The following is a 10,656-nucleotide window of genomic DNA, read 5'->3' on the forward strand; positions in this document are numbered from 1 at the left end:
GTTGTTTTTCCCACAAACAGGATACCGCCAGACTTCGCCGCGTAGCCCAAGTAAACTGATGCCTCATCCGCAGATACGGTGCGGCAGTTGGCGTAACTCCAATCGTTCAACAGCCCCCGGCTCTCAATGTGGCTCTTGTGTTTGGGGCAAAGATAAGTGGTAGTTGATAAAAATTGATTTGCAACAACGTTCATAGATGCCTCTCTCGCTACTCATAGCGGTGCTAACTGGTTTTTTTTACAAAAACCCGCTAAATGTAGAAGAGACGGCTCTGCTGTAACTACCGTTAATGTGCAAAGGTGCAAATGATGCGGTAATGGCAGAAATAGATTATGATGAATCTAAAGTTTTTTTAATTTTTTTGTCTGCCGTCTCTTCTATAGATAGCGGACTCTTTTTTTTGGTCTGGTCTTGGGCTGCGAGGCTCTTCGGTTGTTGCCAAGGGCCTCTGTAATTCCATGAGTTGATAGATCCTCCAATTTTAAACTCGAACGTATGGCTTAGATTGCTCGCTGGCAAGGAATTTCTGATAAGCTTCCCTGTCGCCACCGCATGAATAAACGGAAACCTTGCTGACAATCTCATAAGTCATTGCCTCAGCTTCTTCTGGCATCAAAGGCTGGCGCTCGCAGTAAGCAATCTGTACGTCCCGAAACTCTGGCATATCCCCTTCAACCTCTGATAGGTCAGCTTCGTACCGAAACACTCTGACCACTACCCAGTCCGAGGGAGTGACAAGGTAAGCTTTCCAAGGGCTACCCTCTTTTTTAACGTGGTAAGTTAGCCGTTCTCCAACTTTGACCTTGCGCTTCAGTAGAGGACGCGAATCGTGAGAAAGCTGTAACAGTCGAGTCAACTGTTTCCCAATCACAAGCTCTTTGCTTTCGATAGGAATCCATTTTTCTTGCTCTTTGACTAGGTAAAGGCTCAGCGTAGACTTGCTTGCCAATGGGTCGTAAAGTTCGAGTTCTTCAGTTTGTGTCATCACATCAAATGCTTTTATAGTTATGCTTCATCTAGTCCGGGTCGTCTTGATGGTCGCCCCACATATCCCAGAAGCTGGTCTGCTTGCCCTTAAACACGCAATCGACCGATAGGTCTGAATCGTCCTCGTTTTGTTCGACTCTTTTGAGTTCCCACCCATACTTTTTTTCCATCTCCTTGCCATCTTCTTCAGATGACGCCGAATGTCTGTTTTCCTGCTCCGAATCGTCATCCTCACTTTTGCTAAACGGCCATCCAATCATTGCAGTCACTCCTTTAAATGGATGTATTTTAAAACGCCTCCAGCTTTTTATAGTAAGGGTTTGGGGGGTCGTGGAACTCAAAAAAATTGAAATGCCGTTCTTAGCTCTGGTTCTACCTAAATGCAGTCCACAAAAGCTTTTGGCAAAAAATCTGAGACATTTTGAACTTTCAATCCAGCACACTTGGCGTTGCTGTTTTGGGTATACACCAAACGCGAGATCAACAAATTTTGGTGTATACCGAAACTTCACCTTAGTTTTTCAAGTAGTGTTTCCCATTCCATAATTTGATTTTTTAGCAATTGAACCCGATCGCCCTTAGCCTTGCGCTTGAGAAACAAACCCCTGCTAGCAAGTTCTTCGCGGGCTAATGCGATACTCTGCTCCAAGACTTTTGGTCAATTCCTCCCTATCCTCCTTTCCTAGTTCAGTATCGGTCATTCCCACCATCTGACGGGCGAACTGTTCCAAGAATTCAGAGCGCGATATGTCAAGAGCCTCAGCCCTGGTGTCGATCGCCTTCATCGCGGTGGGAGTTACAAAAATGCTGTAGCGCTCTTTGTTTTCGCCCCAAGCGCTGCGTTCTGCGGGTTTTCTGGTCATTTGTCTGTGTATGCACAACAATTTTCATCATAGGGCTTGACAATACCCAAATAAAAGTGCTATGTATGTGCATACATAAGCATATCTGTGCATACACAGGCATCGTTTAACACCAAAATCAAACCCCGCTCCCTCTGACTGGAAATCTTCTGGGGCGGGGTGTGGCACTCACATTAATGAGGTTTTTCAATCATGACACAAATACCGATACCGCTAACGGTTGAGGTGTCCGCTGCTGCTACAACGCTAGGGGTGACGAGCGCTTCTTTGTATCCTTCGCTGTTGGCATCCGTGGAAACGATGGCAGACCCAGAACTCTCGGTTTTGATGGAAGCGGCCGTTTATTCACTGCGCCAAAGGGACACCCTTCAGGGGCGCTTGTCGCCCCCTGAAATGCAACGCCCAAATTCGAGCAGTTGCCGTCGTGTCCAGTGATGGGAAAAGTTTTTGTATTGCTTCATAGCAAGAACCTTTCAATTAATATCCTCACGCTAACATGAAGCAACCCTCGGCTTCGCACAGAGCTTTCGCTGGGCTCTAGTCCGCAGGTTTGCCGGGGAAGCTCCAGAAAGAGCGATCACTCTTTCCGGCATCCGAATAATGTAGGGGCATTTTCCCGTCCTTCAATCTCGCCCGTAACCATGCGATCGTTATTTTCACTCTCTTAACTGAAATTATGATCTTTTTGCATATTTTATCAGCCGGAAGTCTTTGCTTGTTGCCAAGATAGCGGGAAGCTGACAATCTTGCTGAGGGAAAAATAACGAGCGCGCAGATTCTTCTGCGCGAGCAGAAAGTGAGTATCTTTCTGCCGATGATAAAGGGGGTAGCTAACCCGGATTATGAATTTCTTCCCCAGTGCTATTCCTCGACATCTCCAAACACAGGATTTTCAGAGGAACCCGGTTTATGAGCGTAAGTTCCGCTCGCGTGATAAAACTAAATACTTTATTTTTGATGAAAATGTAAATCCTCCGTATCTAATTACCCCACTGCAAACTCAGTAAATTGACGCACGTAAGGGGCTTTAAAAGCTAAAACAATATCTTCCTTGGGAACTCCGGCGGCTACTAACTCATTCGCTATTCCTGCTTCCGTTCTATCCCTCTGAATCCAAAATTTACCATCTTTTATATCAACGTGAATCACACAGCCGTAAACCCGTTTTTGCTCGTCCCAGCCCAAATGAACCACATGATAATGTTCCCGTTCGGTATCAAAAAGTAATTGAACTTCTGTTTCAGTATCCAAGTCATTCCTTGAGTGTTGAGATAGAATTGTTTGGATTAATTCTCTGTAGTTTACTCTTTCCATAAAAGTATCCCCTCTTGAATAACATCAAAAATGAGTAATTTGAGCTGATGCTCAGCGATTAATTCTTGAATAAAACGATTGCTGAAAAAATCATTATACACATCTTGGTTTATTGCTAAATACAAAATTCTGTTTGGTTGCTTCTTTCTCAGGGCAGAACGATAGCTGAGAAATTGACCCAAAGCTATATAAAAGCTGGCTAAATCAGATGCACCGATAAAAGACTTAATCTCAATAGCAATTTTGAAGCCATCTTTCTCTGCTGATAAACTCTTTTCCCTGCTAAGTCGATAAAAAAATCAAGTTCCTCTACCTTGATAAAGAGAGGATCGTGAGTGATGATCCATCCCTGCTTTATAAAACTTACCTAAACCTACCTAAAGTCGTCTTTAGATACAATTCAGGGTTTACTTCCTACGCTGTTGGGTAGACGGCTAATCCCAAGATAAGTAGGCTATTCCCCTCAAGCCGAGGGTTCCCAATTTAAAATATTCAAACTTGCGTTAAAATCCCGATCTAAAGATATGCCACAAGCAGGACAGTCGAAAGTCCGAACGCTTAGTGGCATATCTTTTTTGTTGCCACAATTCGAGCAAGTTTTGGTACTAGGAAACCACTGGTCTACCAGTACCAAACTAGCTCCATACATTTGACACTTGTAGTCGAGTTGCCGTTTTAATTCGTAAAACCCAAGATCAGATATTGCTCCAGCTAACTTATGATTCGCCATCATTCCTTTGACGTTTAAATCTTCAATCTTAATTAGCTTAAAAGTTTGGGCTAAATAAGTTGTCAACTTATGGAGAAAGTCTAGGCGAATACGAGCTATTCTTGCATGGAGTCGGCTAATTTTATTGTAAGTTTTGCGCTGATTCTTAGAGCCTTTTAGCTGTTTAGATGCTTGGCGCTGCAAAGTAGCAAGCTTGGTTTTCGCTTGCTTTAACGGTTTTGGCGCATCAAAAACCTGCTGGGTTGACAGCGTGGCAAATGACTTGATGCCGACATCAATTCCTACAGAACTTTCAGACTGCTGAACCGGGAGACGTTCTGCATCAACGCAAAAAGAAACGAACCAGCGATTTCCTTCTTTTGAAATCGTGAAAGTTTGAGAGATAAAACTACACTCTAATGGCTCAAAAAGCCGAAAAGTTCCCAAAGTAGGAATCTTAATAGTGTTGCCAGCGGTTAACAAAACTTTGCCGTTAGATGAATCAACCGTAAAAGATTGACCGTCTCGACGGCTAGCAAATTTTGGATGACCTGCCTTTCCTGAGCGATATCTACTAAAAGCATCTTTCAAGTCAATTAAAGCATTTTGATAAACTCGACTAGACAACTGGTTCATCCAGCAGAATTCAGGCTTTTTCTTGACGTAGTTGGTAAGAACTTTTTTAACTTCGTTGATCACCTTCGAGTCTGTGAATTTTCCCTCGCTATACATTTGAGTCCGCAAGCTTAACCCAAAGTTAAATACTACGCGCCGGAATCCTGCGTGTCTTGCCATCAAAGTCGCTTCGTTGTTATTCAGTTTGAGCGCTCGTTTGAGGGCAAACACAAAACTTCCTCTCAATGATTAACTATGGAGAATTTTAGCAAACTATTTGGCACTTTAGTCAAGCTCTTTTTCTAAAGCTGAACGAACAGCATTGTGAAAGATATCTTTAGCTGACATATCATAACCACGAAATTGCTTAACCGAGCAGTATTGATTGCCATTCCGCCATCATATCATTACAGCCATTCGCGATCGCACTCCCCAAAAATTCCCCTCACTTCGCATAACTCTCCCACCCACCAGCGATAAAGCAATATCAGGCGATTCCACAGCAAGTAGCCCAAAAAAACAGACTAAAGCTGCATAAAGGTGTTATTCTTCTACGAAGAGGAGGGAACACACGGGCTCGTCCCCGGACGGTGAGGGTTCACCAGGGAAGAGCCAAATCGATCGCTAACGCCTTTTCGGCGTAAAATTTAGTATTTATAATGTCACTTTGAAAGAGTAAATGCTCGACTTACTCCCAGAGCAACAGCCGGAAACATTGAATCTGCCCTGTCCGGTACCCCTGACTCAGCACCCAGCAGCAGTGTACCTCGACAGTTTGGGGAGCGAGCGGTCAAAGGCAACCATGAGAGAAGGGCTCAATATCATGGCCCGAATGCTGACAGGTGGGGAGTGCGACGCAATGACTTTGAATTGGGCGGCATTGCGCTACAGACATACGGCGGCTCTGCGCTCGGCCCTTGAGAAAAAGTACGCCCCCGCGACGGTGAACCAAATGCTGTGCGCCCTGCGGCGGGTGTTAAAGGAAGCTTTGCGGTTGGATTTAATCGACCCCCTCGATTACAGTAAAGCGGTGGATGTCAGGAGTATCAAGCAATCGGGAAAAGTTAGGGGGCGCGCGCTAACGCTCTGTGAGATTGCTGCATTGATGAAAAGCTGCTCTGGTAAGACCCCTATTGATGTTAGGGACTCGGCGCTGATTGCTATCTTGCGAGGGGGCGGCATCCGTCGCGGTGAAGCGGTCAATCTCTTGAAGCGAGATTTCAACCTATCTACGGGAGCGCTGTTCGTCCGGGAGGGTAAGGGCAAGAAAGACAGGACGGTTTACCTCCCGGAGTCTGCTTGCCTTTTAGTGTCCCGGTGGCTGGAGTTGAGGGGAGAGGCTCCAGGGCCTCTGTTGTACCCGATTCGGAAGGGGGGAGAAATTCAGCGCCGACGCATGACGGAGGATGGTGTGTTGAAGATTGTGCAGCGACGGGCGTTTCTCGCTGGGGTGGAGTCCTTTAGTCCCCACGATTTCCGGCGCACGTTTTGCTCGGACCTCCTCGATGCTGGGGTGGATATTGTGACGGTGCAAAAGTTGGCGGGTCATGCTTCTCCGGTAACTACGGCCAAATATGACAGGCGTGGGGAGGAAACTAAGCGGCGGGCCGTGCAGCATTTGGAATTTTAGCGCGGTCGAGAACTACATAAGATTGATACAAAGTGGACAAGACAGACATCTAGGACTGCTATATCCTGAAAATACAACGGGGATTAAAATCCTCCGAGTCGCTTCCCTCTCAGCACGCTTTGTGTCTGAGTTTCACGCATCCCGTGAGGTTTGGATGAAACTTATACAGCAGATTCCAGGCAAATAGAGTACACCTTAATCCCAAGCACTTACCAAAGGCACTTACCAAAATGGTTGACAAACCCTTGCAACCGTACTCCATAAACCTGGAAATTGCTGTGGCAATTTATTTAGGACTTAAGTAAGTCGGCGCTTTAAAACGCAACTATGTAAACGATGTAAAGTGTCCAAATGCTCTCTACTGGCTGACTTAAGCCTATTTACATACTGTTACATTATTCGGTTTAATCCCGCCTACCTACTTATGCAACCATCCCAGGAATAGGGGCAACACTCACCATCAAAAATTCGTTCTTTTAATGTTTGATTAGTTTTGATGGTAACACAACCGATTACGCTCGTCACGCTCGCAGAAACTCCCTAAAAGTCCTAAGTAGTCCAGAGAATCAGCGATTAAGATTTACTCCCTATCAGCGCCCGGATAGCATTGTGATCAGCCGCCTCAGCTTTCCAGCAAGTTTTCTTGAATCGTAGCGGCACTTAGCTTCTACCAAGATTTTTTCCATCAGCTCAGATGAAGCTACTGCTTGCAGCCATGCAGCTTCTAAAAATACTTCTACAGTCACTCCTTTTTCTTTGCAAAATCTCGTCAAATTAGCATCTATTTCGGCATCTAAAACAACAGCAGAATGGCGGCGAGTTGGCGGAATTTTCGCGAGTTCGGCTTTTAACTCTTCTAAGGTTGAATTGTCACCAGTGGTTTCTTTTGAAGGTTCGTTCGCCGGAGTTGACTGTTGGGTAATTTGTTCGCTCTCCTGTTTGGGGGCGATTAAAGTATCTTCTCGGCTTGGAACAACTGTTCGCTTGCGGTTGGAGCGAATTTGGTCGAGGATGCTGTCACTCATTGTACTTTTTGTTGTAAAAGAGACTCGATTTTGGCGAGCAGTATTTCAAAGGGATATTCTAAGTCGGGATGTCCTAATTCGCTGAGAGTTTGGCGTTTGTTAATGGCTTTTTTGTACTGTTCGGATTCTCGGATTGAAGGGAGAATTAATTCGTTTTCAACTTCGTCTTTCATTCCTTCTACGGCTAGGCGGCTCTCTAGGGTTTGAGTGTTGCCAATCCAGCGGTCGCGGAAGGGCAGCACTCCTAGTACGGTAGCGTTGGTTGCTTTGACATCTCTCATGGAGTTGAGCAAGTCGAGTGTCCGCACTAGGGAACCGTAGCCTTTGACGGAAGCTTCGGCGGGTACGATTACGGTGTCGGCGGCACCGATTGCGGTTAAGCAAATCTGCGAGCGCTGCGGGGGTGCGTCAATGATACAAAATTTAAAGGCTTCGGCAACTGGTTCGAGGCGGCGCAGCAACAGGGTAGCGCCGACGCCGCTGCTGGATAGGTAGTCGGCGGCGGCGTCAAGGCCGTCGTCGGAGGGAATTAGAAACAAGTTGTCGCTACCTTCGACTGGATAGATGCCGTCTTCGATGGGTACGGATTTTTTGAGAACTTCCAGCAAGGTGGGCTGGTTGGGTTGCAGTTCTAGCCCCAGGTAGGTGGTCAGGTTGTGTTGGGGGTCGGCGTCGATAGCCAGTGTGGGATAGCCCCGGCTCGCTAGGAGGCGGCTCAGGAATAGAGATGCGGTTGTCTTGCCCTGCCCCCCGGACAGGGACGCGATGGCGACTGCAATCATGGCTTTAGGGACATGGGATGGGGTTTTCTATATATATCGTCATCTAAAAAACGAAATTAGTCAATATTTAAATTAGTAAAAAGCTAATTTAAATATTTTATTATTTTATTTATTTAGCAATTTATATTTTATTTGAAAGATAAACAGCTAAAGTTAGCATTTTACTAAAAAGCTAAATTATTAAAATTAGCAAGTGAGCGGAGATGAGCTCGCTCAGTCCCCACCCAATTTTCCTCCACAGACTCTATAGATGCGTGTTTAAAAGGCGCGGCGCGTGTTTTTTTATGTGGAGTGCGTGTTTAAAAGGCGCGGTGCGTGTTTCTTTATAGTTAACGGCGGCCTGCATTCACGCACTCTTGTGTCCCCGTGAATGCAGGTCAATCAATGCAGATAACGGCATTGGGGCAGTGCTGTTCGATGAGGGGGCGGACAACGCTCCATTCGCCCCGTCCCCCAGACCATCCAAGCTTGTAGGGAAGGAAAGGAGTTAGTTCCAATTCCAGGGATTTGTGGTGGAGTTTAGATAAACAGAGCGCCAAGGCATCGTAATCGGTATAGCGTTTCTTACTGCCGTGAAGGTTTTGACCCGCCATACTGCACACCCATAACTCAGGAGTGGAGCTAACCCGAACCATTTGGACTTTACCGAGAACAAAACGCTTTCGACCTGCATCGGGGCCACAGAAGCGCCGATACTCCAACTCAACCACCGGCCACTTCGCTGCAATTGAAGAGCCCAAACCAGTGTGAAGTACCCCAACGCAGCAGACCTGATGAGCAATGATACCCGTTTCGACATCACGGATGAGTTTGAGCTTCTTTTCTAGTACCATGTGCTATATGATACTAGCTCTCGTGGCTGGTGCGATCGACGGATTTGCGTCCAGACAGGGTGTTGGCTCACAGCAATAAACCAGGCTTAATCAATAATGGCTGTTTATTTTGACACTCCGATAGCTAAGGTCAGGAAGTCGCCTTTCTGCCTCGCCTACAAAACCGGACTTGAGACTTTAGCCTCATCCGGCTCCTCAGTGATTTGGGTAATTAACAATACTACCCCCAGCCAAACCATCTTTGGCTGTTTTTACATCGTGGCAATGTTTGTGTAAGAGCTGAAGATTGTTATATTCATCTCTACCGCCTTTGGATCGGGGGATTTTATGGTCGATTTCCCATTTGTCTTCAACTCCGAAAATCAATCCGCAATGGTTACATTTACCCCTTTGACTCTTCATTAGAGTTGCCTCTTTTGTTGAGATTTCAGGGTGTTTTCCCCTTCTTGTACTCCAATAAACCAGGTTTCCGTCGTATGGAGACGATTCGCCTTTAACTTTCACATGGCGGACTATTGGAGTCTCGCTATGCGTTCTTAACCGCATTAAGTTTTCACTTTTTGCATTGGTTGCGAATACCCAGTTATTACCGCCAATGGTCTGCCAGTATCTATTGATGATCCACTGGATAGACTTTTTGGGATGACGGCGTTTTGCCCAAGCCTTAAGTTTGTCAAAGATTAGGTGGTCTTGATCTTCGTAAGTCTCTTGGCTTACGACGGTTGAGTAGTAGTTTGCCCATCCTCGGATAATTGGATTGAGTTTTCCAATTAGCGCTTCTTGAGTCGCTGTTCTATGGGCGTAGATGATGTTTGCTACTTGCTCGTAGTGTATCTTTTGCTTCTCTTGGCTTGGGGTGATGATTGTTTTGAAACCTAGCAATTTTCCGTTATTCTTCCCAGAGTGATGTTTTCCAACTGGGAATTGCCGTATATTAAACCCAAGGAAGTTGAAACCCGGGGTATTTCCCTCGTATTCCTCAAGGGTGTGGGCTAGGCGAGTTTTACTAGGCTTCAGTTCTAAGCCCATGCTTTTTAACCATTCGGAGATTATCTCCTTACATCTTTGAACAACGGTTATGTCTTCGTGGAGAAGTCGGGTAAAGGGATTACATCGCTGTAACCCCCTCCCCTCAAAACCGGACTTGTACCTTTCAGCACATCCGGCTTAAGCAAATTACTAGCTTCCACATGCTTCAGTCATTTTGCAGCATGAATCTGTTGATGACAGTAGAAGTGTAAGAATCGGAGATTTTTGTAGCTATTGCTCCCACCCTGTTGTTTTGGTTCAATGTGATGAACATGCAGTTCTTCCCCGTTGAATAGAGATTCTCCGCATTTAGGACAAATGCATCCTTGGTTCTGAGCAATCTTTTGTTTACTGGGAGTAAGAGATTTAGATTTAGCCTTCTCCCTGTCTTGCCAGTAGCTTTTAAGATTTGGATCATCAGGAGATGATCTGCCCTTCACCAGAATATGTCTTTCTATCCTGAACCAGCTAAATTTGAGCAAATGCATTCCTGTGGTTTTGTCACCAAATACCCATCGGTCGCTACGCTCTAAATTCAGCCTGCCCCAATAGCGGCTTTGTCTCCAGTAACGGGGTTTTTTAGGGTGGGTGTGCTTGACATAGCGAACTGCCCGATGAAACATCCAACGGTCAAGACTATGAAAAATTTCACAAGACACTCCTGAACGGAAATAGTTCGCCCATCCTCTAATAATCGGGTTTAAGCGTTTAATAATTGCTAGAACATTCGACCCTCGCAAGGAGAGCCATTCCTTTCGCAACTTATTCCGTATTTTGCTTACCGATTCCTTGCTTGGCTTAATCAGCAGCTTCCAACCTGTTTTAGAGGTTTTTTCGGCTCTGTAGTGTCTGATGTTGAAGCCTAGAAA

Annotated in this window: 13 protein-coding genes and 1 pseudogene; 2 read left to right on the top strand and 12 right to left on the bottom strand. The window is 45.7% G+C overall.

What is annotated here, in order from left to right; genetic code table 11:
• The 4 genes from QT994_RS26760 to QT994_RS26775 all read right to left on the bottom strand — a co-directional run.
• A partial coding sequence (locus QT994_RS26760) for a hypothetical protein (RefSeq protein WP_333180033.1) occupies nt 1-194 on the bottom strand: 194 nt, incomplete at its 3' end.
• A 287-nt stretch (nt 195-481) separates the two neighbouring features.
• Nucleotides 482-985 carry a hypothetical protein gene (locus QT994_RS26765; protein WP_333050341.1) on the bottom strand — a complete coding sequence of 168 codons (504 nt, stop codon included), beginning with the start codon at nt 983-985 and terminating at the stop codon, nt 482-484.
• Between the two features lie 31 nt (nt 986-1,016).
• Complete coding sequence (locus QT994_RS26770; RefSeq protein WP_333050343.1) at nt 1,017-1,247, bottom strand: hypothetical protein; 231 nt, start codon at nt 1,245-1,247, stop codon at nt 1,017-1,019.
• A gap of 348 nt (nt 1,248-1,595) precedes the next feature.
• On the bottom strand, nt 1,596-1,850 hold the full coding sequence (locus QT994_RS26775) for a hypothetical protein (protein ID WP_333050344.1): 255 nt from the start codon (nt 1,848-1,850) through the stop codon (nt 1,596-1,598).
• 192 nt (nt 1,851-2,042) lie between these two features.
• Between QT994_RS26775 and QT994_RS26780 the strand changes: the two genes are divergently transcribed.
• Nucleotides 2,043-2,285 (top strand): hypothetical protein, encoded by a 243-nt coding sequence (locus QT994_RS26780; protein ID WP_333050345.1) that lies wholly within the window; start codon nt 2,043-2,045, stop codon nt 2,283-2,285.
• 549 nt (nt 2,286-2,834) lie between these two features.
• Here QT994_RS26780 and QT994_RS26785 read toward each other — a convergent pair.
• From QT994_RS26785 to QT994_RS26800, 3 genes and pseudogenes are all read right to left on the bottom strand, one after another.
• On the bottom strand, nt 2,835-3,164 hold the full coding sequence (locus tag QT994_RS26785) for a XisI protein (protein ID WP_106332496.1): 330 nt from the start codon (nt 3,162-3,164) through the stop codon (nt 2,835-2,837).
• A pseudogene (locus tag QT994_RS26790) lies at nt 3,152-3,522 on the bottom strand (element excision factor XisH family protein). The gene QT994_RS26785 and the pseudogene QT994_RS26790 overlap by 13 nt, the downstream one beginning before the upstream one ends.
• Nucleotides 3,523-3,627: 105 nt before the next feature.
• Nucleotides 3,628-4,719, bottom strand: coding sequence for an RNA-guided endonuclease TnpB family protein (locus QT994_RS26800; RefSeq protein ID WP_333050346.1), 1,092 nt, complete (start codon nt 4,717-4,719; stop codon nt 3,628-3,630).
• Nucleotides 4,720-5,167: 448 nt separating this feature from the next.
• On the opposite strand from QT994_RS26800, the gene QT994_RS26805 reads away from it, so the two are divergent.
• Complete coding sequence (locus QT994_RS26805; RefSeq protein ID WP_333050347.1) at nt 5,168-6,118, top strand: tyrosine-type recombinase/integrase; 951 nt, start codon at nt 5,168-5,170, stop codon at nt 6,116-6,118.
• A 590-nt stretch (nt 6,119-6,708) separates the two neighbouring features.
• On the opposite strand, the gene QT994_RS26810 is transcribed toward QT994_RS26805, so the two are convergent.
• From QT994_RS26810 to QT994_RS26830, 5 genes are all read right to left on the bottom strand, one after another.
• Nucleotides 6,709-7,143 (bottom strand): hypothetical protein, encoded by a 435-nt coding sequence (locus QT994_RS26810; protein WP_333050349.1) that lies wholly within the window; start codon nt 7,141-7,143, stop codon nt 6,709-6,711.
• The gene (locus QT994_RS26815) at nt 7,140-7,925 is read right to left on the bottom strand and encodes a ParA family protein (protein WP_106331468.1); all 786 of its coding nucleotides are present in this window, start codon (nt 7,923-7,925) and stop codon (nt 7,140-7,142) included. Before QT994_RS26815 ends, QT994_RS26810 begins: the two co-directional genes overlap by 4 nt.
• Nucleotides 7,926-8,302: 377 nt before the next feature.
• Nucleotides 8,303-8,758 (bottom strand): hypothetical protein, encoded by a 456-nt coding sequence (locus QT994_RS26820; protein WP_333050350.1) that lies wholly within the window; start codon nt 8,756-8,758, stop codon nt 8,303-8,305.
• 195 nt (nt 8,759-8,953) lie between these two features.
• The gene (locus QT994_RS26825; RefSeq protein ID WP_333050352.1) at nt 8,954-9,787 is read right to left on the bottom strand and encodes a group II intron maturase-specific domain-containing protein; all 834 of its coding nucleotides are present in this window, start codon (nt 9,785-9,787) and stop codon (nt 8,954-8,956) included.
• Nucleotides 9,788-9,957: 170 nt separating this feature from the next.
• The coding region (locus tag QT994_RS26830; RefSeq protein ID WP_333180035.1) for a group II intron maturase-specific domain-containing protein at nt 9,958-10,656 on the bottom strand (699 nt) is incomplete at its 5' end.

Source organism: Microcoleus sp. S13_B4 (genome assembly GCF_036700885.1).
Lineage (GTDB): Bacteria > Cyanobacteriota > Cyanobacteriia > Cyanobacteriales > Microcoleaceae > Microcoleus.

Bases quoted from the DNA above. Each gene is read 5' to 3' on its own strand.
- QT994_RS26775 (WP_333050344.1), bottom strand. From the start codon at position 1,850: ATGACCAGAAAACCCGCAGAACGCAGCGCTTGGGGCGAAAACAAAGAG.
- QT994_RS26770 (WP_333050343.1), bottom strand. From the start codon at position 1,247: ATGATTGGATGGCCGTTTAGCAAAAGTGAGGATGACGATTCGGAGCAG.
- QT994_RS26820 (WP_333050350.1), bottom strand. From the start codon at position 8,758: ATGGTACTAGAAAAGAAGCTCAAACTCATCCGTGATGTCGAAACGGGT.
- QT994_RS26805 (WP_333050347.1), top strand. From the start codon at position 5,168: ATGCTCGACTTACTCCCAGAGCAACAGCCGGAAACATTGAATCTGCCC.
- QT994_RS26765 (WP_333050341.1), bottom strand. From the start codon at position 985: ATGACACAAACTGAAGAACTCGAACTTTACGACCCATTGGCAAGCAAG.
- QT994_RS26810 (WP_333050349.1), bottom strand. From the start codon at position 7,143: ATGAGTGACAGCATCCTCGACCAAATTCGCTCCAACCGCAAGCGAACA.
- QT994_RS26785 (WP_106332496.1), bottom strand. From the start codon at position 3,164: ATGGAAAGAGTAAACTACAGAGAATTAATCCAAACAATTCTATCTCAA.
- QT994_RS26815 (WP_106331468.1), bottom strand. From the start codon at position 7,925: ATGATTGCAGTCGCCATCGCGTCCCTGTCCGGGGGGCAGGGCAAGACA.
- QT994_RS26825 (WP_333050352.1), bottom strand. From the start codon at position 9,787: ATGGGCTTAGAACTGAAGCCTAGTAAAACTCGCCTAGCCCACACCCTT.
- QT994_RS26780 (WP_333050345.1), top strand. From the start codon at position 2,043: ATGACACAAATACCGATACCGCTAACGGTTGAGGTGTCCGCTGCTGCT.